Source organism: Massilia sp. Root335 (genome assembly GCF_001425685.1).
GTDB classification, from domain to species: Bacteria; Pseudomonadota; Gammaproteobacteria; order Burkholderiales; family Burkholderiaceae_D; genus Telluria; species Telluria luteola.
The window spans coordinates 170,495-193,628 of the sequence record NZ_LMCY01000011.1 but is presented as its reverse complement, the minus strand read 5'-3'; the positions used below and the strand labels follow the sequence as shown (position 1 = coordinate 193,628).

The window sequence follows — 23,134 nt, the reverse complement described above, 5'->3', positions numbered from 1 at the left end:
TCCCGAGGGGCAGGTATGAAAACAGTCAACGCAGAAAAATTCCATCAATTGTATGGCGCAAGAAAGCAGCGGATCAATTATCAGGACAAGGACCTGCTCGACTACGCGCTCATGATCGTCGTGTGCGCGGCGCTGATCTGGTTCGCGTACGGGCCGCGCCACCTCATGACCGTGATCGGCCTGCCGCTCTGCGGGTTCATGCTGGTCACGTTCCCGCTCCGCCACGGCGTGAAATGGAAGGTGCCGCTGGCGCTCAGGCGTCCGCAGGAGATCGTGTATTCGCTCGTGCACAAGGTCCGGAACATCAAGCCGCAGTACTTCATCGCGCTGGCCCTGCTGGCGCTCGAGAACTACCTGATCGCGGTGACCCCGGACCTGCCGCACCACGTGGCGTGGACCCACCAGGTCGCGGTGGGACTGTTCTGGGCGCACTTCATCTTCATCGCCGGCTACCGCAGCGTGATCCTCGCCGCGCACCTGATGAAGAAGGACCACGTGCGCAACGTGCTGATGGAGTCGGTCTGGAAATCGAACGTCGAGCGCGAATCGCGGGTGGTGCCGGAGATCGTCCACGCCTACTGCACCGGGATGCTGACGCATATCGTGTACCTGATACCGTGGTACCTGGTCATCCGGTACGCCAACTTCTCACTCGTGTTCATGCCGCTGACCTGCGTCCTCGCCTTCGTGGTCCAGAAGCGCAGCGTGAAGAACCTGAACGACTGGTTCTATCGCGACCACTGGCTCGGCCACAACTCGGAATTCGATTTCGTCTATCTCCACGGCACCCACCACGACGCGCTGCCGTGCGCGTTGATCGGCGTGGCGGGGAACGGCTACCTCGAGGGTTTTTTTCGCAGCGCGCTCGCGTTTCCGATCCCGTTCTACAACCCGCTGGTGGCCGCCTTTTTCTACACGGCGGACGTGAAGGTGGACATGGAACTGCACCAGTACATTCCGGGGGTGTATCCGAAGCTGAGCCGCGAATTCCTGTCCGTGATCCAGCATTCGCTCCACCACTACGGGCGGCTGGAGCCGTACGGGTTCGCCATCAACCTGGACCAGCCGATTTCCGCCGAACTGAAAAAGCGCACCAGCGTGCTGCCCGATGAACTCAAGTATTCGATCCGGCTCGACGAGCAGCTGAACGGCTACGAATGGGACGGCCCGCGGTTCAGGTGGTTCATGGACCTCGTGCACAAATACCACGATACCCCGGATGCGCCGCCGCGGGAACCGGCGGATGGACTCGATGCCCGGGCACAGGGCTGACCGGCGACCCGCATGGGAGGGGAGATGAAAATCGACTGGATCGCGGAGATGTTCGCCGCGCTGCGCGACTGCGGCGAGAACATTTCGATCGTCTTCGGGGAAGAGCGTGCGCCTGCGGCCGACGGCAAGCCGCGCTGGTTCGAACTGCCGCATGACCGCTACGACGGCGTCAGCGGGCTTGCGCATCTGCTGGCCGACGGCGGCGCGGCGCCCGGCCGCCTGCCCGAATGGCGCGGCGAGCGCTTCACGCCGTGGCGCGGCCTGCGCGGATTGTCGTCGGTCCTGGATGCGCTGCCGGTGCGGCGGCAACGATGGAAGAGCGCATTCCACTGGACCCGCCCGGTGGCGTTTCTGCCGGTCGGGCAGCGCCTGGCGTGGCGGCTGTTCACGCCCGGGGAGACCGCGCGGATCGCCGCCGCGGCGCGGGCGGCCGGGGTGACGGTCAACAGCTACCTGCTGTGCCACCTGGACCGGGCCGTGGCGGCCGAGCTGGTGGCGCCCGGCGCGGCGCGGCGCTGGATGGTGCCGGTGAATCTGCGCGGCGCGGTGACGCGCCCTTCGGTGCAGGCGCCGCACATGTCGTTCCTGGCCGTCGACCTCGAAGGCGATGCCGCGCCGCAGGCGGTCCAGCAACGCGTCGACCGCCTGAAGCGGCGCGGCTGTCACTGGGGCATGTGGCTCATGCTCCACCTGGGCCGCTTGCTGGGCAAGGAAGGCATGCGCAAGGACATCCGCAAGCGCGAGCGCCAGAAACACGGCGTGACCGGGATGTTTTCCAACCTGGGAAGCTGGCACGTCGACGGGGCCGGCAGCTGGCTCTTTTGTCCCGCGATCAGCCGCGTCTATCCGGTCGGCGCCGGCTGCGTGACGATGAATGGCCGGATGGCCCTGGCGATCCAGCTGCACGAAGCGCTCGGCAGGGACCTGCACTGCACCTGGTCGCTATTGAACACATGGAGCGACGCGTGCCTGCCGCAACCCGCGCACGCACGGCTCGAAGTCGTCTCCTGATTTTTTTGCCAACCCAAACCTTAACAATCCATCGAGGCACCCGTCATGGTCAAAGCAGGAATCGAAGCAATGAACGTATTTGCCGGCACGGCGTTTCTGGACGTCGAAAAGCTTGCCGCGTACCGGGACCTGGACCGCACCAGGTTCGACAATCTGATGATGCGGCAGAAGAGCGTCGCGCTGCCGTACGAGGACCCGATCACGTTCGCGGTCAACGCCGCGAAGCCGATCATCGACAGTCTCACGCCGGAAGAGAAAAACCGAATCGAGATGGTGATCACGTGCACCGAATCGGCGTTCGATTTCGGCAAATCGATGAGCACCTACTGCCACGACCTGCTGGGACTGAACCGCAACTGCCGGCTGTTCGAAGTGAAGAACGCCTGCTTCTCCGGCGTCGCGGGCCTGCAGAACGCGATCAATTTCGTCCTGGCCCAGGTGTCGCCCGGCGCCAAGGCGCTGGTGATCGCGACCGATATCTCGCGCTTCATCCTGGAAGAGGGCGGCAACGCGTTCAAGATGGAATGGGCGTTCGCCGAACCGAGCGGCGGCGCCGGCGCGGTCGCCATGCTGGTGAGCGAAACGCCGTACGTCTTCCAGGTCGATGCGGGTGCGAACGGTTCGTACGGCTACGAGGTGATGGATACCTGCCGCCCGTCGACCGACTCGGAAGCGGGCGATTCGGACCTGTCGCTGCTCTCGTACCTGGACTGCGCCGAAAACGCCTTCCTCGAATACCAGAAGCGCGTGCGCGGCGCCGACTATGCCAATACCTTCGGCTACCTCGCCTACCACACGCCGTTCGGCGGCATGGTCAAGGGCGCGCACCGCAACATGATGCGCAAATATGCGCGCGGCTTTTCGCCGGGCGATATCGAGGCCGACTTCAAGCGCCGTTTCGGTCCCGGCATCACCTACTGCCAGCGGGTCGGCAACATCATGGGCGCGACGGCCATGATGGCGCTCGCCAGCACCATCGACAACGGCGATTTCGGGACGCCGCAACGCGTCGGCGTGTTTTCGTACGGTTCCGGGTGCTGCTCGGAGTTCTTCAGCGGCGTGGTGAACAAGGAAGGCCAGGAACGGATCCGCCAGTCGCGGATCAGGCAGCACCTCGACAATCGCTACGAACTGACGATGGACGAATACGAGAACCTCCTGCGCGGCAGCAAGGCGGTGCGCTTCGGCACGCGCAACGTCGTGCTGGACACCGATTTCGTCCCGCAGGCCAGGAAGGCGCACGGCAGGCCGGTGCTGTTCCTGAAAGAGATCAAGGAATACCGCAGGATCTACGAATGGATCTCATGACCGGCGCGGCGCCGCGCGAGACGCTCGTGGTCCGGTTCGAAGACGATATCTGCTTCATCCGGATCCACCGCCCCGGCGCCAACAACACGATCGACGACCTGCTGGTGCGCGAGTTCACCGAGGTCCTCGACCTGTGCGAAGCGAGCGTGAAGATCGTGGTGATCGAGGGCTCGCCCGAGGTGTTCTGCTTCGGTGCGGATTTCAAGGCGATCCAGCGGCGCGTGGAGGGCGGCCAGTCCGGGCAGATCTTCGATCCGGGCCCGATGTACGACCTGTGGCTGCGCCTGGCGACGGGGCCGTACGTCACGGTCGCGCATGTGCGCGGCCAGGCCAATGCCGGCGGCATCGGCTTCGTCGCCGCCTGCGACATCGTGCTGTGCGACGAGGGCGCGAGCTTCGGCCTGTCGGAACTGCTGTTCGGGCTGATGCCGGCCTGCGTCATGCCGTTCCTGGCGCGCAGGATGGGTTTTGCGAAGGCCAATTACATGACCCTGATGACCGAGCCGGTTTCCGCGCGCTGCGCGCACGAGTGGGGGCTGGTCGACGAGTGCGCGCCCGACAGCCAGAACCTGCTGCGCAAGAAGCTGCTGCGCCTGCGCCGCCTGTCCAAGCCGGCCATCCTGCGCTACAAGCGCTACATGAACGCGCTGGACGATTCTCTGGCCGCATTCAAGGCCAGGGCACTGGCGGCGAACGTCGAGGTGTTCGGCGACCGGGACAACCTGCAGAAGATCGCCCGCTACGTGAAGACCGGGCAGTTTCCCTGGGAAGGAGGGTGACCATGCACGAGCAGGCAGTCGTGACGACGGCGATCGAACCCGGCATCGTGCAGGTCACGATGCAGGACCGGGCCAACAAGAATACCTTTTCGCGCGAACTGGCGGAGGGCCTGATCGGCGCCTTTGCGGAGGTCGGCGCGGATGCCCGTCACCGGGTCGTGATCCTGACCGGCTACGACAGTTATTTCGCCAGCGGCGGCACCAAGGAGGGCTTGCTGTTCCTCTCGGAGGGCAAGGGACGCTTTTCCGACCGCGACTTCTACAGCCTGGCGCTGAACTGCCCGATTCCCGTGATCGCGGCGATGCAGGGGCACGGCGTGGGCGGCGGGTTCGTGCTCGGGCTCTTTGCCGATTTTCCGGTCCTGAGCCGCGAGAGCGTCTACACGGCCAACTTCATGAAGTACGGCTTCACGCCGGGCATGGGCTCGACCTTCGTGCTGCCGCAAAAGCTGGGGATCGGCCTGGCGGAGGAAATGATGATCACCGCCCGGACGTATCGCGGCGAAGAGCTGCAAAGGCGCGGCATGCCGTTCCCGGTCCTGCCGCGTGCCGAGGTCATGGCGTATGCGCTCGAGCTGGCGCGGACGATCGCGGAAAAGCCGCGGGTGTCCCTGGTCACGCTGAAGGACCACCTGGTGGCCCCGCTGCGCCGGGGGCTGCCGCCGGTGATCGACCAGGAACTGGCGATGCACGAAGCGACCTTTCACCAGCCCGAAGTCAAGGCGCGCATCGAGGCATTGTTCGGCAATTAGCGGTCGGGACAAAGGAGGCCAGGCAGGGACGCGGGGCGGGAGTTTTTTGCGACGTACTGTTCATTCACGAGGTGATCACATGGACACTGGAAGCTATTACGTTTTTGGCCTGGGCTCGGGTGCCGATGACCTGCACTACATCGGCTGGACCGAAAAATCGCCGGGGCGGGAACCGCAGCAGATCTATTCCGACCTGGCCGGCAGCGGCCGGGACGATGTCGCGCGCTGGGTCACGCAGGCGCTCGACAGCGGCGCGATCGATATTTTCGAGATCGAGACGGCACGCTCGGCCGAGGATGCGCGCGAATGCGCGCAGTTCTGGGGGGAGTATTACCGCTGGCTCGGACTGGAGGTGAAAGCGGTGCTGTGCTGACCGGGTGCCGGGCGCCGCGGCGGCGTCCGGCGTACCGCTTTCCTAGAAATGCAGCGCGACGCCGACGGTGAGCGCCTCGATCTTGTAGCCGACGCCGGCGCTGTCCGTGCCCTTGAGCACGCGCGCCCACTCGGCATTGGCGGAGACCGATTTCGTGATCGGCACGTCCACGCCGACGCCGTAGGAAACGCCATGGTCGGCCGCCGACATGCTCACGCCGAGCGCCTTGATGCTCGCCGTTTCCTTGCCTTTCGAATAGCCGAGCAGCACGTACGGCGCCGCCGCCGCCAGCGGCAGCCTGCCTTTTGCGTACAGGCCGTACACATAGTCGAGCTTGAGGTCGAGGTTCATGCCGGAAAACATCGTGTCGTCGCTCTTGACGCCGGCCCCGTAGCGGCCTTCGATCGCAAAATTCGGCGTCAGCTCGATGCCGCCCTTGATGGCCAGCGCCAGCGGATGGATCGCCGACGCCTGGTCGCCCTTGTCCGTCATCCGCGAGAAATCCGCGCCGACGTAGAGGTTGTCGGCGGCCTGGGCGGCTGGGGCAAGCGCCAGGACGGCGGTGCCGGTGGCGATTGCGCTGATAAACTTCGTTAGCATGAGACATTCCTTCGCTGTTGGTGAACAGGCGGAATATAGCTGCCGAAGATCAGCGGGGAAACTACACAAGAATGTAGTCACGGTGGCGAGCCCGGCGGGAGAACAGCGGTATGCGATCGGTCGTGCCGGCACGGCGAAGTCCGCCACGCCGCCGGTCGTTGCCTTATAATGGCCGGCTCGCCTGCGTGCGTCTCGTGCGCGGCCCGCCGCGTCGCAACGCCGTCGTTCGACGCGACCGGACGCGCCTGTCGGGCGCGCTGCGGTCTTCCGTCCGCCGCGGCCCGCAAAGCCCTGTTCCCGCAGGGCTTTCTATTTTTGAATCGGTATTAGAGGTCCCCCATGGAAATCAAGGTCAACTTTCTCGACAAGCTGCGTCTCGAAGCCAGGTTCGACGACTTCACGGTGATCGCCGACCAGCCCATCCGCTATAAAGGCGATGGCTCGGCGCCCGGTCCGTTCGATTATTTTCTGGCCTCGTCGGCCCTGTGCGCGGCGTACTTCGTGAAGTTGTACTGTTCGACCCGGAACATCCCGACCGAAAATATCCGGCTCTCCCAGAACAATATCGTCGACCCGGAAAACCGGTATCAGCAGATTTTCAAGATCCAGGTCGAGCTGCCGCCGGATATCTCCGACAAGGACCGCCAGGGCATCCTGCGCTCGATCGACCGCTGCACCGTGAAAAAGGTCGTGCAGGCCGGGCCCGAGTTCGTGATCGAGGAGGTCGAGAACCTGGATGCCGATGCGCAGGCGCTGCTGACGTTGCAGCCTGCCGACGGCGCGCGCACGTATATCCCGGGCAAGGACCTGCCGCTGGAGCAGACGATCGCGAACATGTCGGCCCTGCTGGCGGGGCTCGGCATCAAGATCGAGATCGCGTCCTGGCGCAATATCGTTCCCAACGTGTGGTCGCTGCACATCCGCGATGCGCACTCGCCGATGTGTTTTACGAACGGCAAGGGCGCGACCAAGGAAAGCGCGCTGGCGTCCGCGCTGGGCGAATACATCGAGCGCCTGAGCTGCAACCACTTCTATGCCGGCGCGTACTGGGGCGAGGAGATCGCCAACGGCCCGTTCGTCCATTACCCGAACGAGCGCTGGTTCCAGCCCGGCCCCGACGGCGCGCTGCCGGCCGGCATCCTCGACGACTACTGCCTGGCGATCTACGACCCCGACGGCGAACTGCAAGGGGCGCATCTCTATGACACCAACTCCGGCAACGTGGCGCGCGGCATCTGTTCGCTGCCGTTCGTGCGGCATTCCGACGGTGAAACCGTGTATTTCCCGTCCAACCTCATCGAAAACCTGTACGCCAGCAATGGCATGAGTGCCGGCAATACGCTGGCCGAAGCGCAGGTGCAATGCCTGTCCGAGATCTTCGAGCGGGCGGTCAAGCGTGAAATCCTGGAAGGCGAACTCGCCTTGCCCGACGTCCCGCAGGACGTGCTGGCGAAATACCCGGGCATCGTGGCCGGCATCCAGGCCCTGGAAGAGCAGGGGTTCCCGGTGCTGGTCAAGGATGCGTCGCTGGGCGGCATGTATCCGGTAATGTGCGTGACGTTGATGAATCCGCGCACCGGCGGCGTCTTCGCCTCGTTCGGCGCGCACCCGAGCTTCGAGGTGGCGCTGGAACGCAGCCTGACGGAATTGCTGCAGGGGCGCAGTTTCGAAGGCTTGAACGATTTGCCGCAGCCCACCTTCGCAAGCCATGCGGTGACCGAGCCCAACAACTTCGTCGAGCACTTCATCGATTCGAGCGGCATCGTGTCGTGGCGCTTCTTCAGTGCCAGGGCCGACCACGATTTCGTCGAGTGGGATTTTTCCGCGCAGGGCGACGACGCCAACGCCGAGGAAGCCGCGACCCTGCTCGGCATTCTCGAAGAGCTGGGCAAGGAAGTGTACATGGCGGAGTACGACCAGCTCGGCGCCGTTGCCTGCCGCATCCTGGTGCCCGGCTATTCCGAGATCTACCCGGTGGAGGACCTGGTCTGGGACAACACGAACAAGGCATTGCTGTTCCGCGCCGACATCCTGAACCTGCACGGCCTGGACGATGCCGCCCTGGCCGCGCTGCTCGACCGCCTGGAGAACAACGAGCTGGACGAGTACTCCGACATCGCCACGCTGATCGGCATCGAATTCGACGAGAACACGGAGTGGGGCCAGTTGACGGTCCTCGAGCTGAAGCTCTTGATCCACCTCGCCCTGCAGCAACTGGAGGAGGCGCACGAGCTGGTGGGTGCCTTCCTGCAGTACAACGACAACACCGTCGAGCGCCGCCTGTTCTACCAGGCACTGAACGTGGTGTTGGAAGTGCTGCTCGCGGACGACCTGGAACTGGACGACTACGTGGTCAATTTCCGCCGGATGTATGGCGACGCGCGCATGGACGCGGTGCTGGGATCGGTGGACGGCACCGTGCGCTTCCACGGGCTGACGCCGACCGGCATGGCCCTGGAGGGGCTCGACCGGCACCAGCGCCTGCTCGACAGCTACAAGAAACTGCTCAAGGCGCGGGCGAAGGCCGTTCAGCCGCTGTGACGGCGGCAGCGGGGCGGCTCGCGCGGTCCCGTGCGCCATCCGCCGTGCGTATTCGTTATATTTAATTCAACAGCCGGCAGCCGCCGGACGACTGTCTGGATGAATGTAGCGAGGACATGAGGGTATCGAACGACTGGTACGCGCGCCGGCGCCTGCACGCGGCGCTGCTGCTGCCGCTGCTGCTGGCGGCCGGCGCCGCCGGGGCCGCGCCGGCCGCCGCCGACGATCCGCTGGGTACAAAAGTGCCGGCCAGGAGCGACGGCGACCGTCCGTACGAGAGCTATGGCGCGGCCGCGCTGGAGATCGTCGCTTTCCAGGCCGCGTTGAACCGTGTCGACCATGCGTTCGTCCGTCCGGACGACTATGGCGTGAGCGTGGGATCGGTCCGCCGCAACCTGCGCAGCAGCTGGGTGGTCGACCGCGACCCGTTCGAGATCAACCAGCTGGGCCATCCGTACCAGGGTTCCATGTATTTCGGCCTCGGGCGCAGCAACGGGCTCACGTTCTGGGAATCGCTGGGCGCCGCGTTTGCCGGCAGCGCGGTGTGGGAGCTCGCCGGCGAGACGACGCCGCCGTCGCGCAACGACCAGATCACCACCAGCTTCGGCGGCAGCTTCCTGGGCGAATCGCTGTACCGCATGGCGAACCTGGTGCTGGAGCAGGGTTACGGCCTGGCGCCGCCATGGCGCGAAGCCGCGGCGGCGGTCGTCTCGCCGCCGCTGGGATTCAACCGCTACGTCCGCCCGGGGCACGGGTCCGGCATCTGGAACAGCAACGACCCGGCCGTGTACGCGCGGCTGCAGCTGGGCCTGGGCGGCATCTCGCGCCGCATCGTGGGGCCGTCGCTGGCCCCGCGGCGCAACGAGGTCGCGGCCGACTTCGCGCTCGACTACGGCCTGCCCGGCAAGTCCGGCTATACCTATCGCCGGCCTTTCGATTATTTCCTGTTCCGGCTCAGGCTGTCGAACGTCCAGGGCGTCGAAAGCCTGGCGTCGCGCGGCCTGCTGTTCGGCGCCCCGTATGCGGCCAGCCGCGACCTGCGCGGCATCGTCGGGTTGTACGGCAGCTACGACTATCTGGCGCCGGAGGTGTTCCGGGTCGCCAGCACGGGCCTGTCCCTGGGCAGCAATGCGCAGCTGTGGCTGGCCGACGGCGTCGCGCTGCTGGGGCACGCGTCGGCCGGCGTCGGCTATACGTCGACCGGCACCGTCCGCGCCAGCACGGGCGGGCAATACAATTACGGCTTCGCGCCGCAGGCGATGGCGACGCTGCGCCTGACCGGCGGCGACAGGATCGCGCTCGACCTGGCCGCGCGCGAGTTCTTCGACGGCAAGCTGACCAGTCCCGAGACCGCCGGCACCGACCGCGTGTTCCGGGGCGACGCCTCGCTGACGTACCGGCTGGCCGGCCGCCATGCGCTCACGCTCAAGTACATCACGTCGCGCCGGACGCTTGCGTTCACGAACGTCCCGGAACGGCAGCAGCGGCGCGATACGGTCGGCCTTTATTATTCATACCAGCCCACGCGCGGCTTCGGCGCCGTGGACTGGTGAGCATCCCGTCCGGAACGGCGTGCCGGCGCGCATGGGCGCCTATAATGCGGCGATGAAAGACAATCTATGGGAACTGCTGCCGGCGCGCCGGCAGGTCGGGTTGCGCCGCCTCGAGGCGCCGGGTCCGGATGACGCCGCCCTGGCGCGCATCCTGCACGCGGCCGCGCAGGCGCCCGACCATGGCCTGCTGCGGCCGTGGCGCTTCGTGCTGATCCCGCAGGGCAGGCGCGCCGACCTCGGCGCCGCCTTCGAGGAAGCGCTGGCGCGGCGCGATCCCGGCGCCGACGCTGCCGCGCGGGCCGCCGCCCGCGAGAAGGCGCAGCACGCGCCGTGCCTTTTGGTGGCGATCCTCGTCGACGCCCCCGCCACGCCCATCCCGACCGCCGAAAAACTCGTGTCGCTGGGCTGCGCCGTCCAGAACATGCTGCTGGCCGCGCAGGCGCTGGGCCTTGGCAGCGGCCTCGCGAGCGGCGGGGCGCTCGACACGCCGGGCATGCGGCGCCTGCTGCGTCTCGAGGCGCACGAGCAGGCCGTCTGCTTCATCGGCCTCGGCACGGCCGCCGTCACGAAACCGCCGCGGGAACGTCCGCAGCCGGAACAGTTCTTTTCGAGCCTGTGACTTGGCCGCGCGGCCGCGCCGGCGTCGGCCGTGACAAATGTGACATCGCCTGACGGGCGCCGGGCCGCCAAGTGTCTTTGTTATGACACAGTTCCCGCAAATAAGACGAACATTCCGTGCGGCAATGTTTTATAGTCTAAGATGTAGAGCTTGATTTTTCTAAAGCTTCCGTCGAGTATTTCGGGTCACTGCCATGAATGCAGCCAAATCACAACATGCCGCGTCCGCGGACCACGGTAGCGCGTACCGGTCGGCCAGGTCCGGCGCGGTTGTCGTGCCGCCTTGCCCCGAGGGTTACGTGGCACTGGAATGGCTCGAACATGCGCCGGGCTTCGTCGCCTGCCTCGTCGGTCCGGATCTCGTGTTCGCCCATGCGAACGACGCCTACAAGCGCCTGGTGGGGCGCGAGGAACTGGTCGGCCTGCCGTTCCACGTCGCGCTGCCGGACGTGGCCGAGCAGGGCGTGTTGCCGCTGTTGAAGTCGGCCCTGGCGACGGGCGAACGGCTGATCCAGTCCGCCCGCCCGGTGCGCCTGGCCAGTTTTGGCGGTGGCACGCAGCTGCGTTACGTCGATTTCGTGGCCCAGCCGATTCCGCACGTCGAGGGCGGCGGCGGCCTGCTGATCCTGGGCAGCGACGTGACGATGGAAACGGTGTCGCAGCGCGACCTGCAGTTCAGCCTGACGCATGACGTGCTCACGGGGCTGCCGAATCACGCGCTGTTTCGCGACCGGCTCGAACACGCGCTGCGGCGCGCCGCACGCGCGCAACGGCCGTTGCAGGTGGCGGCCCTTCACCTCGACCTGTTCAAGCGCGTCAACGCGCTGGTCGGCCACGAGGGTGGCGAGCGCATCCTGCGCGAGATCGCGGGCCGCATCGAACGCGCCGCCGGGCCGGACGTGACGGTCGCGCGCGACAGCGGCGACAAGTTCCTGTTGCTGCTGGAAGGCGACCCGCAGCCGAACGCGGCGGCCAGGATCCAGGACGTGGTCCGGGCCGTGGCGGAACCGTTCGAGCATGCCGAACATGCCATCTACGTGACCTGTTGCGTGGGCGGCGCGGCATTCCCCCTGAGCGGCCAGACGGCCGACAGCCTGTTGCTGGCGGCCGACCGCGCGCTGGCCTGCGCGCAGGAAGCGGGCGCCGGCATGCAGCGCTGGGACGATACCTTGCCCGACGACGCCGGGCTCACGCGGCTCCAGCTGGGCTTCGCGTTGCGCGAAGCGCTGGCGGGCGGCGGCCTGTCCGTGCATTACCAGCCCCGGGTCGACCTCGTCAGCGGCGAGATCTGCGCCGTCGAGGCGTCGGTGTGCCTGGACGGGGAGGGCGCGGCCGTATCGTCCGCCATGTTGAACGGCATCGCGGAAGAATGCGGCTTGAGCGCGGAACTGGGCGACTGGGTGCTGCGCGCCGCTGCCGCGCAAGGCGCGCGCTGGCACGCGATGGGCTATACCGGATTGCGGGTCGCCGTCAACCTGTCGGCGCGCCAGTTCGGCATGCGCGACCTGGAAGGGGCGATCGTGCGTGCGCTGGCCGATGCGGGCCTGCCGGCGTCCTGCCTGGATCTCGGGCTGACCGAGAACCTGCTGGTGGAAGACGTCGACCGCGTGGTCGAAGGCCTGCACGCGCTGCGGCACCTCGGCATCCGCCTGTGCCTCGACGATTTCGGGACCGGCGCCTCCAGCCTCGTCAACCTGCAGCGCCTGCCGGTGGACGTGCTCAAGATCGACGGTTCGTTCCTGCGCCGCGTGCCCGACGACGACGGCGCAGCGGCAGTCGTCGATGCGATCGTCACGATGGGCCACAGCCTGGGCATGCGCGTCGTGGCCGACGGCGTCGAGCGCGAGGGCCAGTGCGAATTCCTGGCGCGCCACATGTGCGACGAGGTGCAGGGCGACTTCGTGTCGCAGCCGGTCCCGTTCGAGGCCATGGCCGCCCTGCTGCAGGCCGGGCCGGGGCTGGCGCCGCGGCTGCTGCGCTTCAACCGCACGCAGCCCACGCTGCTGCTGGTGGACGACGAACCGAGCATCCTGTCGTCGCTGCGCCGCCTGTTGCGCGGCGAAGGCTACCGCATCCTGACGGCGAACAGCGGCAGCGAGGGCTTGCAGGTGCTGTCCGAACATACCGTCGACGTGATCGTGTCCGACCAGCGCATGCCGGAGATGACCGGGGTCGAATTCCTGCGCACCGTGCGCCAGTCGTATCCGGACACCGTGCGCATCGTCCTGTCCGGCTTCACCGAACTGCAGACGGTGACGGACGCCGTGAACGCCGGGGCGATCTACAAATTCCTGACCAAGCCCTGGGACGACGAACAGCTGCGCAGCCACATCCAGGAAGCCGTGGCCTATGGCGCGATGGCCAACGAGAACCACCTGCTGACGCTGGAGGTGCGCACGGCGAACCAGAAGCTCGCCGCCGTGAACCGCCAGCTCGAGTCGGTGCTGGCGCGCCAGCAAAGCGAAATCGAACGGGGCGAGATCAGCCTGGACATCGTGCACGAGGCGCTCGACAACGTGCCCGTGCCGGTGCTCGCGAGCGACGACCTCGGCATGATCGTGCTGGCCAACCGGGCCGCGCTGACCCTGTTCGCCGGACGGGGACAGGTGCTGGGCTGCGACGTCCGGCAACTGTTCCCCGGCCTGCCGGACCGGTTGCCCGCGGGCGAGGTGTTGTCGTTCGAGCACCATGTGGGCGGCAAGCGGTTCGCGGCCGACCTGCGGCCGATGGGCAGCGGCAGCCAGTCGCGCGGCTGGCTGATCGCCTTCGCCGCGCCCGAGAGCGATGGCGGCGCCGCGCAGCCGGCGGCGTGAACTTCCGATCGATCCATAGAACAGAGAGCGTCAGAATCCATGAAACGTTTCCGTGTAGTTCCCATCGACGAGGCCCGCGAGGGCGTCCTGCTGTCCGATGACGTCCGGGACGACGACGGCAACATCGTGCTTCCCCGGGCGACGGCGCTGAGCGGGGCGATGATCCGGACCCTGGCGCGGCGCGGCATCGGGGCGGTGCGGATCGTCGACGAAGCGCTGACGGAGGAACAGCTGGGCGCCGAGCGCCTGCGCGTGCAGGCGCGGCTGTCCTGGCTGTGCCGCCACGCGGGCGACGGCCGGGCGATCGGCCTGTTGCGCACCGTGGTCGAACAATACCGGATGGCGGGGCTGGCATGACGGCGGTCGACCTCGCCCCGGTGGTGACGAGCCTGCGCGACCTGCCGGTGCTGCCGTCCATCGTCCTCGACCTGATCCATTCCTTCGAGCGCGACGACGTCGACGTGACGACCCTGGCGGAAAAGATGTCGCGCGACCAGGCCCTGGCCGCGAAGCTGCTGCGCCTGGCGAATTCGTCGTTCTACGGCCTGGCCGCGAAGGTCAAGACGGTCAAGCAGGCGATCGTCGTGCTCGGCTTCGACAGCGCGCGGGCGCTGGCCGTGGCCAGCCGCATCATCGACGGCTTCAGCGGCAGCGGCTGCCCGCGGGTCGACGTGGCGGATTTCTGGCGCCATTCGATCGCGACCGCGCTGTGCGCGAAAAACCTCGCGCGCCAGGCCGGCCTCGACCAGGACGCCGCGTTCATCGCCGGCCTGTTGCACGACATCGGCCGGCTGGTGCTGGCGATCAGTTTCCCTGACCGGTATGCGGAGGTGCTCGACGACTGCGAGCGCAACGACGCGACCATCTACGCGGCCGAGCTGCGCGTGTTCGGCCTGGACCACCAGCGCGCCGGCCAGATGCTGGCCGAAGCGTGGAAGTTCCCGCCCCTGATCCAGCGCGCGATCGGCCAGCATCATGCGCCGGCCGGCGCCGACCTGGGCGATCTGCCCGGCGTCGTGCACGCGGCCAACGCAATGGTCCACGCGCTCGAGCTGGGCGGGGGACGGCATGTCGCCGTGCCGCGCCTGCTCGACACGGCCTGGGACAGCCTCGGCCTGACGCCGGAGCACCTGCTGGCCGTCTGCCGCGAGACGGAAGGGCAGTTCGACGAAGCATGCCGGCTTTTAATGTAGGACCAGATCATGAACGACAACGTCGATATGGTGGCGATGAACCGCGAATCGGTCGAGGCGGAACTGCTGCGCCGCAACCAGGAACTCACCGAGCTGAACGAGAAGCTCTCGATGGCGCAGGCGCAACTGCTGCAGTCGGAAAAGCTGGCGTCCATCGGCCAGCTCGCGGCCGGCGTCGCGCACGAGATCAACAACCCGATCAGCTTCGTGTTTTCCAACTTCGGTACGCTGGAAACCTATGTCGACAACCTGTTGCGCGTGCTGGTCCGCTACGAACAGGCCGAGCGCTTCATCGCCGATCCCGGCGTGCTCAAGGACATCGCCGCCCTGCGCGAGCAGGTCGACCTCGATTTCCTGCAGGACGACATCCTGGTCCTGATGTCGGAATCGCGCGAGGGCATCGACCGGGTGCGCAAGATCGTCCAGGACCTCAAGGATTTCTCGCGCGTGGACGCGCACCAGGAATGGCAATGGGCCGATCTCCATCACGGCATCGACTCGACGCTCAACATCGTCAATAATGAAGTCAAGTACAAGGCCGACATCGTCAAGGAATACGGGGCCATCCCCGAGGTCGAGTGTCTGCCGTCCCAGATCAACCAGGTCATCATGAACATCGTCGTCAACGGCGCCCAGGCCATCGACGGGCCGCGCGGGCGCATCACGATCCGCACCGGCACCGTCGAAGATCACGTGTGGATCGAGATCGCCGACAACGGCAGCGGCATCCCGCCGGCGATCCGGTCGCGCATCTTCGATCCGTTCTTCACGACCAAGCCCATCGGGACCGGGACGGGCCTCGGCCTCTCGCTGTCGTACGGCATCATACAAAAACACCGCGGCCGCATCGACGTGCAGAGCGAGGAAGGCGCCGGTACGGTCTTCCGCATCGAGCTGCCGATCCGGCACGTCGAGGACGACGACGCGACGGAGGCGCAGCCATGAACATGACCGCTACCATGAGGTCGGACGAGCCCGCGGGCACGATCCTGTGCGTCGACGACGAACCGAACATCCTGGCGTCGCTGCGGCGCCTGTTCCGCCGGGAAAATTACAAGGTCCTGTGCGCGGGCAGCGCGGCGGCCGGCTGGGCCGTGCTGGAAGAGGAACACGTCGACATCGTAATTTCCGACATGCAGATGCCGGAAGTGAACGGCACCGAATTCCTCGAGCGCGTGCGCCAGCGCTGGCCCGGCACCCTGCGCCTGCTGCTGACGGGCCACGCCGACCACGAAGCCACCATCGGCGCGATCAACCGCGGCGAGGTCTACCGCTACATCACGAAGCCGTGGAACGAGGAAGCCATCCTGCTCGTGGTGCGCGACGCGCTGGAACGCCAGGCGTTGCAGCGCGAAAAAGAGCGGCTGGAAGAACTGACCAAGCAGCAGAACGACCAGCTGCGCGACCTGAATGCGACGCTCGAGCAGCGCGTGCGCGACCGGACGGCGGAACTCAGTTCGGCCCAGAAATCCCTCCAGGCATCGCACGAGCGGCTCAAGACCAACTTCCTCACGCTCATCAAGGTGCTGTCGGGCCTGGTCGAGACGCGCGGCGGCGCCGTGCCCGGACACGGCCGCCGGATCGCCGACCTCGGACGCCGCATCGCCCTGCGCATGGGCTTGTCCGCGCGCGAGGCGCAGGACGTGTTCGTGGCCGGCCTGCTGCATGAAATCGGCAAGACCGGGTTTCCCGACACGCTGATCGGCGTGCCGGAATCGGTGCTGAAAGGGGATCACCTGGGGCAGTACCGCAAATATCCCCACCTCGGCGAGCAATTACTCATGCCGCTCGAGGAATTACGCGAACCGGCGCGCATCATCCGCGCCCACCGCGAGCGCTTCGACGGCGCCGGCTTTCCGGAAGGCGTGGCCGGTTTCGACATTCCGCTCGGCGCCCGCATCCTCGCCGTAGCCCACGATTTCGAAGCGCTGCAGCAGGGCGTGCTCGTACAGCGGCGCACGGACGCCGCGGCGGCAACCGAACTCGTGGCGGAAAGCCGCGGCAAGCGGTACGATCCCGCCGTCGTCGAAGCGTTCTACGACATCCGGACGGGACGCAGCGTCGCCGAGGAAATCGCCGACGTCGCCATGGGCGTGGCGCAGCTCAAGCCGGGCATGGTGCTCAGCCGCGACCTGCTGTCGCCGGACGGCGCGCTGCTGCTGTCGGCCGACCATGTCCTCTCCGACCGCATGCTGAAACAGCTCACCGAATTCGAGCGCCGCTCGGGCAATCAATTGCAACTCTTCGTGAAATCAGGAACCGCCGATGCGCCGCATTCTCATTCTTGACGACGAACCCTCCGTGCTGAATGCCCTGCGCCGTACGCTGCGCGTGGCATTTCCGGAGGACGTCGTCATCGAAGCCTTCGACGAGCCGGAAGCGGCCGTCCACCGCGCCGGCGAGCAGGACTTCGACGTCGTCATCTCCGACTACCGCATGCCGGGCCTCAACGGGGCCGACGTGCTCCAGCTGGTCAAGGGACTGCAGCCGGACGCGATCCGCATCGTCGTCAGCGCCACCACCGAAGTCCTCGACGTCCTCAATGCCGTGAACCGCGCCGAAGTGTTCCGCTACCTGGCCAAGCCATGGCTGGAGGAAGAACTGGTCGCGACCGTCACCGAAGCGTTCGCGCGCCGCGACGGGCAGCTGCGCGCGAAGCAGCCGGCGGCCGCGGCGCCGGCGGCCGGCGCGCACGACGACGTGTTGCGCCAGCTCGAACGGGATGAGCCGGGCATCACCCGGGTCGACTGGGACGAACACGGGAACATCCGCCTGTTCTGACCCGACGGCGTCGGCCGGCAGCAGGCCGTTTCTCCGGGCATTGGCATATCAATGTTTCAGGGGTAATATGTGTTGCATCAGGGAATTTTGTTTAAATGCGGCGGAGTGACATCTCATGGGTTTTTTTTCTCGTTTAGTGGGCGGATCGGATGGCGGCGCCAACCAGGCTGCGGCTGCGGCCGCCAGTGCCCAGGAGCAGGAGCAGCAGGCGGAACGCATCAGTCATGACATCGACGCCGCCTACTACCGCTGGCTGACCGGGTCCGCCAGGTTCGACGCGCCCGCCGAGGTGGAGACCGCGATCCTCGACCAGGTCCGCGCGCTGGCCGCGCGTCCGGCCGATGCGGCCGAACTGGTGCCGCGCGTGCCGGAAGTGATTCCCAAGCTGTTGCAGAGCCTGGCCGAGGAAGACGTGTCGGCCTCGGAACTGTCGCGCCTCGTCGTGCAGGACGTCGTGCTCGTGGCGGAAGTGATCCGCGAAGCCAACAGCGCGTATTACCGTCCGATGACGCAGGTGAAAACGGTCGAGGCCGCCATCATGATGCTCGGCCAGAACGGCCTGCGCATGCTGCTGGCCCGCGTCGCGTTCCGGCCCGTCATCAAGATGCAGGCCGAGGGATTCTCGAAACGGGTGGCGCCGCACGTATGGGGCCAGTCCGAGCGCTGCGCGCTGGCCGCGAGCCTCGTCGCGCCCGGCCTCACCGCCGGCGTGTTCGAAGCCTACCTGGCCGGCCTGATGCAGAACGTCGGGCTGATCGTCGCATTCCGCCTCGCCGACCGCCTGTGCCAGAACGGCACCATCCCCGGGTCCACCGACTTCGGCATCGAATTGCTGGCCTGCGGGCGGCAGATGTCGGCCGGGATCGCGCGCCACTGGGAATTTCCGCCAGAGGTCACGGATGCGATCGCGCAGGCGGGCGACCCGGACGGGCCCTACCTCGCGCAGGCGCTCAGCCTGGGCGACCGCATCGCCAAGCTGCGCCTCCTGCTCGACGCCGGCATCGTGGCCGAGGACGACGCGCTCGTGACGGAGGGCCTGGACAGTTTCCAGCGCCGCTGCCTGGGCAAGCTGAGCCACGTGGAAGGCTGAGTCCGGATTGCGCCGGTAACCGCAATTGCGGCCAGGAATGTCAATTTTTCGCAACAATATATCGATAACGTTTGTCGTTTAATTTACGACAAAAACGCCGGTTTTGACGCGCCTCTATGCGCTCATCTGCAATTTATTGTCAGAAATTTCATGAATTCAGCGGATTCTGGCCCCCGCCGGGCGGGCGCGGGCCGTACGTACGCGTGCGGCGCGCACGGACTCGGTGAGACGCGGGCGCCAAGGTCCGCTACGATCAGACTCAGGTGAGACAGTGCCATCGGTCGCATGGCCCTCACGTCGACAGGAGTGCACCATGATTTCCTCCGCTTTTGCGCCCGAAGCGGCCCGGCAACCGGACACGGCCCCGGCAGGACTGCAGGTCCTCGAATTCATTTGCCGGGGACAGCGCTTCGCCGTGCCGCTGGCGTCCGTGCGGCGGGCCGTGCTCAGCGCGCGGCCGGTGCCGCTGCCGGGGGCGGCGGACATCGTGCTCGGCGTGCTCGACGTGGGCGGCGAGACCGTGACCGTCCTCGACTTCGCGCGCCGCGCCTGCGGCCGCCCGACGGCCATCACACCCACGCAACAATTCCTCATCGTCGAGTCGAACGGTTTTCCGTGCGCACTCGTCGTCGACAGCATCGTCGGCCCGGGCACGGCGCCAGCGGCGGCCGCCTGGCCGGCCGCCGCGGGTTCGGCCGGCTTCGTCGACGGCGCGCTCCACTTGCCCGACGGCCTGTGCCTGGTGATCGAACCGGCGCGCTTCCTGTTCGACCACGAACGGGCGCAACTGGCCCAGGCGCTGGCAGGAGCCGCCGGTGAACGCCACTGAACACGCCGTCCCCATGGCGGGCGTCCCGGCGGCGGGCGCGCCCGTGGCCGGCGTGCTGGACCTGGCCGCGCAGCGGGTCGAGGCCGAGACGGGCCTGGCCTTCGCCGGCGCCAAGCGCAGGCAGTTCGACGCCGCGCTGGGCCGGATGGCCGAGGCGCTCGGCCTGCCGGGCGCGCCGGCGTGCGCATCGTGGCTGCTGGCCGGTCCGTGGGACGACGCCCGCAGCGCCCTGTGCGCGCGCTTCCTCACCGTCGGCGAAACCTATTTCTTCCGCGAGCCCCGCGCCCTCGACCTGGTCTGCGACTACGCGCTGGCGCACCTCGCGCGCGCCGAGGCCAGGCCCCTGCGTATCTGGAGCGCCGGCTGCTGCACCGGCGAGGAACCGTATTCGATCGCGATGACGCTGCGGCGCCGCGTGCCGCGGCTTCCGCCCGCCGACGTGACGATCCTCGCCACCGACCTGAACGAGGCGTTCCTCGACTTCGCGCGCGAAGGCAAGTACCGGCGCTGGTCGTTCCGCCGCAGCGACCCGGCCGACCTGGCGGCATTTTTCCGGCCGCTCGCCGACGGCCGCTTCGAGATCGACCCGCAACTGCGCGAGCAGATCCGCTTCGCCGGCCTGAATCTCGCCACCGGCGCGTATCCGTCCGCCGCCACCGGAACGCTGGCGATGGACGTCATCTTTTGCCGCAATGTGCTCATGTATTTCGGGCCGGAGCAGGTCAAGCGCGTGATCGAGCGCCTGCGCGACTGCCTCGTCGACGGCGGCTGGCTCGTGGTCAATGCGAGCGAGGCGTCGACCCAGTTGTTCGCCGGTTTTACGCCGGTGTACCACGAGGATGCGGTGTTCTTCCGCAAGGGTGCGCCGCCCGCGCCGGTGCCGTCCACGGTCGCGGCGCCGGCGGCGCCGGTTTTCACGCCGCCCGTCGCGGCGCCCGCCGCGGCACAAAGGCCGCATCCTGCACAGCCATCCGCGCCGCTGATCGCGCCGGTCGTGGCGGCGCCCGATTCCGCCATGGCGCGCGTGCGGGCGCTGGCCGACGCGGGCCGGCGCGAGGAAGCGCTGCAATGCCTGCGCCGCGCCGTCGAGGCGGAGGCGTCGTCGGCCCCGCTGCAGCAGGACGCGGCGCTGTTCGCGCTCGAACACGGCGACCGCACGCTGGCGCGGCATTGCCTGCGGCGCCTGCTGTACCTCGAACCGGACAGCGCCATCGGCCATTACCTGGCCGCGCTGATCGAAGACGCCGCGGGCCGGCGGCCGCGCGCACGCAGCCTGCTGCGCGATTGCGGCCGGCTGGCGGCCGACGCCGACCTGCGCGGCGCCGTCCAGCATTGGCTGGAGCGCCTGTCATGACCGATATGCCGAACGACATCCCTGCCTTCGACTGGGCCGCCTTGTCGCGCCGGCTCGAGGCGGCGGCCGCCGCGCTGGCCGCGCTCGACCGCGCCGATCCGGCCGCCCAGGAACGCCTGCTCGCCGACCGCGCCGCCGCGCTGGCCGCCATCGCCGCCGCGCCGGCGCAGGAACCGGCCGGCGGCGTGGAGGTGCTGGCATTCCGCTGCGGCGGCGAGCGCTATGCGTTCGACACCGCGTGGGTCGCACGCGTGCTGCCGTTGCTGCCCCTGACCCTGCTGCCCGGCGTTCCGGATCACGTGGCCGGCATCACGATGTGGGAGGGCGAGGTGCTGGCCGTGCTCGACCTGCGCGTGCTGCTTGCCCTGCCGTTGTCCGAACTGGCCGAACCCGGCGCCCTCATCGTGCTGCGCGGCGAGGACAACCGGTTCGCCGTGCTGGCCGACGCGATCGACGGCGCCCGCCGTTTCGCCCCCGAAGACATGGGCCACAGCCTGCCGATGCTGGCCGACCCGGACGCCAGCTACCTGCTGGGCGTCGCCCGAGACCGCACCGCGCTGCTCGACGCGCGGCGCCTGCTTGCCGATACCACCCTGGTCGTGAATGCGGACCACTGATACTGGAGATTTTTCATGCCCACGCTTGCCGACCTGTCCACCCGCGCGAAACTGATGCTCGGTTTCGGCCTGCTCGTCGTGGCGATGGCGCTGACCAGCGCCTCGTCCTACGCCGGCCTCGCGCGCCAGCGCGCGGCGCAGCAACAGCTGTTCAATGACGACCTGGCGATCGTGCTCAAGGTGCTGGAACTGCGCGGCGCGATCAACCGCGAGCGCGTGGCCCTGTTGTCGACGCTGGTCGCCGGCAGCACCACGCAGGCGGGCTTCGGGCGCCAGCTGGAAGCGGAAGAGGCCACGATCCGCGGCCTGCTGGGCGACCTGGCCGCATTCACGCAGACGGACCAGGGTTTTGCCGCCGACTATGCGCGCCTGGCCGGCGCGTACAAGGACTACGGCGCCGTGCGCGACAGCGACGTGCTGGCGGCCGTCAAGGCGGGCCAGCGCGCCACCGCCGGGGAAGCGGCGACGGGCCGGCTCCAGAACACGTTCGACCGGCTCAAGGGCATCGCCGACGACATCGGCGCGAAGCAGCTGGCGCAGGCGCAGGAGCGCATGCGCGACGGCGCGGCGCTCGTGGAGAACGCGGGCGCCACGCTGATCGCCGTGAACCTGGCGGCCGTGCTGCTGGCGATCGTCCTGGCGTACTGGCTCAACCGCGCGATCGCGACGCCGCTGCGCCAGGCGACGGTGGTGGCCGCGCGCATCGCGACCGGCGACCTGCGTGTCGACGTGCCGGCCAACGGCAGCCGCGACGAGGTGGGACAGTTGCTGCGTGCGCTGGACGGCATGGTCCGGTCGTGGCGCGGCCTGGCCGCCGAGACCACCAGCGGCGTCGCCACGCTGACCGGCGCCGCGAGCGAGATCATGTCCAGCAGCGCGCAGGCGGCGGCCAGCACGGCCGAGACGGCGGCCGCCGTCAGCGAGACCACGGCCACGGTCGAGGAGGTCAAGCAGACGTCGCTGCTGGCGTCCGAAAAGTCGCGCGCCGTGTCCGACGCGGCGCAGCAGGCGGCGCGCACGGCCGCCGACGGCCGCCGCGCGCTGGAGGAGAGCATGAAGGGCATGCAGACCATCCAGGAAAAAATGGAAGCGATCGCCGGCACGGTCGTGCGCCTGTCCGAACGCAGCCACGCGATCGGCGAAATCACCGCGACCGTCGCCAGCCTGGCCGAGCAGTCGAACCTGCTGGCCGTGAACGCGGCGATCGAGGCCGCCAAGGCCGGCGAGCACGGCAAGGGGTTCGCCGTCGTGGCGCAGGAAGTCAAGAGCCTGGCGGAGCAGTCGCGCCAGGCCACGCGCCAGGTGCGCGAGATCCTCGGCGAGATCCAGAAGAGCGTGGGCGCGGCCGTGATGATCACGGAGCAGGGCGCCAAGACGGTGGCGCAGGGCGTCGAGCAGACGACCCAGGCCGGGCAGGCGATCCGCGGGCTGACGGACAACATGACGGAGGCCGCGCAGGCGGCCGTGCAGATCGCCGTGTCGAGCCAGCAGCAGCTGGCCGGCATGGACCAGGTGGCGCTGGCGATGGAGAACATCCAGCAGGCCAGCGCGGAAAATGCGGCCGGCTCGCGCCAGGCGGAGGCGTCGGCCCGCAACCTGCATGCGCTGGGGCTGTCGCTGCGCCAGACCATGGACCGCTTCCAGCTGTGA

21 protein-coding genes are annotated in these 23,134 nt (G+C 67.7%); 20 read left to right on the top strand and 1 reads right to left on the bottom strand.

The window, feature by feature from the left end; translation table 11 throughout:
- The first annotated feature begins 15 nt into the window (after positions 1 to 15).
- The 6 genes from ASC93_RS08835 to ASC93_RS08810 all read left to right on the top strand — a co-directional run bounded on the left by ASC93_RS08835 (position 16) and on the right by ASC93_RS08810 (position 5,495).
- Positions 16 to 1,272: a hypothetical protein gene (locus ASC93_RS08835; RefSeq protein ID WP_157201808.1), complete on the top strand. Its 1,257-nt coding sequence runs from the start codon at positions 16 to 18 to the stop codon at positions 1,270 to 1,272.
- A 24-nt stretch (positions 1,273 to 1,296) separates the two neighbouring features.
- Positions 1,297 to 2,283: a hypothetical protein gene (locus ASC93_RS08830; protein WP_056440177.1), complete on the top strand. Its 987-nt coding sequence runs from the start codon at positions 1,297 to 1,299 to the stop codon at positions 2,281 to 2,283.
- A gap of 45 nt (positions 2,284 to 2,328) precedes the next feature.
- Positions 2,329 to 3,591, top strand: coding sequence for a hydroxymethylglutaryl-CoA synthase family protein (locus ASC93_RS08825; protein WP_056440175.1), 1,263 nt, complete (start codon positions 2,329 to 2,331; stop codon positions 3,589 to 3,591).
- Entirely contained in the window at positions 3,579 to 4,370 is a 792-nt protein-coding gene (locus ASC93_RS08820) for an enoyl-CoA hydratase/isomerase (protein ID WP_056440173.1), read from the top strand. The genes ASC93_RS08825 and ASC93_RS08820 overlap by 13 nt, the downstream gene beginning before the upstream one ends.
- Positions 4,371 to 4,372: 2 nt before the next feature.
- The gene (locus tag ASC93_RS08815; protein WP_056440171.1) at positions 4,373 to 5,122 is read left to right on the top strand and encodes a polyketide synthase; all 750 of its coding nucleotides are present in this window, start codon (positions 4,373 to 4,375) and stop codon (positions 5,120 to 5,122) included.
- Between the two features lie 79 nt (positions 5,123 to 5,201).
- Complete coding sequence (locus tag ASC93_RS08810; protein ID WP_056440169.1) at positions 5,202 to 5,495, top strand: hypothetical protein; 294 nt, start codon at positions 5,202 to 5,204, stop codon at positions 5,493 to 5,495.
- Between the two features lie 42 nt (positions 5,496 to 5,537).
- Here the strand turns inward: ASC93_RS08810 and ASC93_RS08805 are convergent, their stop codons facing one another.
- Positions 5,538 to 6,095, bottom strand: coding sequence for a porin family protein (locus tag ASC93_RS08805; RefSeq protein ID WP_056440167.1), 558 nt, complete (start codon positions 6,093 to 6,095; stop codon positions 5,538 to 5,540).
- 339 nt (positions 6,096 to 6,434) lie between these two features.
- Between ASC93_RS08805 and ASC93_RS08800 the strand changes: the two genes are divergently transcribed.
- The 14 genes from ASC93_RS08800 to ASC93_RS08735 all read left to right on the top strand — a co-directional run bounded on the left by ASC93_RS08800 (position 6,435) and on the right by ASC93_RS08735 (position 23,134).
- Positions 6,435 to 8,636: an OsmC domain/YcaO domain-containing protein gene (locus tag ASC93_RS08800; RefSeq protein WP_056440165.1), complete on the top strand. Its 2,202-nt coding sequence runs from the start codon at positions 6,435 to 6,437 to the stop codon at positions 8,634 to 8,636.
- A 116-nt stretch (positions 8,637 to 8,752) separates the two neighbouring features.
- Positions 8,753 to 10,189 (top strand): DUF3943 domain-containing protein, encoded by a 1,437-nt coding sequence (locus ASC93_RS08795; protein WP_056440163.1) that lies wholly within the window; start codon positions 8,753 to 8,755, stop codon positions 10,187 to 10,189.
- Positions 10,190 to 10,241: 52 nt separating this feature from the next.
- A complete protein-coding gene (locus tag ASC93_RS08790; protein WP_229412652.1) occupies positions 10,242 to 10,808 on the top strand; it encodes a nitroreductase family protein in 567 nt (188 codons plus the stop codon).
- Positions 10,809 to 11,106: 298 nt separating this feature from the next.
- A complete protein-coding gene (locus tag ASC93_RS08785) occupies positions 11,107 to 13,620 on the top strand; it encodes an EAL domain-containing protein (protein WP_056440160.1) in 2,514 nt (837 codons plus the stop codon).
- A gap of 39 nt (positions 13,621 to 13,659) precedes the next feature.
- Complete coding sequence (locus tag ASC93_RS08780; RefSeq protein WP_056440158.1) at positions 13,660 to 13,977, top strand: hypothetical protein; 318 nt, start codon at positions 13,660 to 13,662, stop codon at positions 13,975 to 13,977.
- Positions 13,974 to 14,813 carry an HDOD domain-containing protein gene (locus tag ASC93_RS08775; RefSeq protein ID WP_056440156.1) on the top strand — a complete coding sequence of 280 codons (840 nt, stop codon included), beginning with the start codon at positions 13,974 to 13,976 and terminating at the stop codon, positions 14,811 to 14,813. The genes ASC93_RS08780 and ASC93_RS08775 overlap by 4 nt, the downstream gene beginning before the upstream one ends.
- Positions 14,814 to 14,822: 9 nt before the next feature.
- Entirely contained in the window at positions 14,823 to 15,758 is a 936-nt protein-coding gene (locus tag ASC93_RS32585) for an ATP-binding protein (RefSeq protein WP_056440154.1), read from the top strand.
- A complete protein-coding gene (locus ASC93_RS08765) occupies positions 15,755 to 17,101 on the top strand; it encodes an HD domain-containing phosphohydrolase (protein WP_056440152.1) in 1,347 nt (448 codons plus the stop codon). Before ASC93_RS32585 ends, ASC93_RS08765 begins: the two co-directional genes overlap by 4 nt.
- Complete coding sequence (locus ASC93_RS08760) at positions 17,079 to 17,594, top strand: response regulator (protein WP_056440150.1); 516 nt, start codon at positions 17,079 to 17,081, stop codon at positions 17,592 to 17,594. The genes ASC93_RS08765 and ASC93_RS08760 overlap by 23 nt, the downstream gene beginning before the upstream one ends.
- Before the next feature lie 115 nt (positions 17,595 to 17,709).
- Positions 17,710 to 18,684 (top strand): HDOD domain-containing protein, encoded by a 975-nt coding sequence (locus ASC93_RS08755; protein WP_056440148.1) that lies wholly within the window; start codon positions 17,710 to 17,712, stop codon positions 18,682 to 18,684.
- Positions 18,685 to 18,997: 313 nt separating this feature from the next.
- Positions 18,998 to 19,513, top strand: a complete 516-nt coding sequence (locus ASC93_RS08750; protein WP_056440146.1) for a chemotaxis protein CheW — start codon at positions 18,998 to 19,000, stop codon at positions 19,511 to 19,513.
- Complete coding sequence (locus ASC93_RS08745) at positions 19,500 to 20,867, top strand: protein-glutamate O-methyltransferase CheR (RefSeq protein WP_157201807.1); 1,368 nt, start codon at positions 19,500 to 19,502, stop codon at positions 20,865 to 20,867. Before ASC93_RS08750 ends, ASC93_RS08745 begins: the two co-directional genes overlap by 14 nt.
- Positions 20,864 to 21,484, top strand: coding sequence for a chemotaxis protein CheW (locus tag ASC93_RS08740; protein ID WP_056440142.1), 621 nt, complete (start codon positions 20,864 to 20,866; stop codon positions 21,482 to 21,484). The genes ASC93_RS08745 and ASC93_RS08740 overlap by 4 nt, the downstream gene beginning before the upstream one ends.
- 15 nt (positions 21,485 to 21,499) lie before the next feature.
- A complete protein-coding gene (locus ASC93_RS08735) occupies positions 21,500 to 23,134 on the top strand; it encodes a methyl-accepting chemotaxis protein (RefSeq protein ID WP_056440140.1) in 1,635 nt (544 codons plus the stop codon).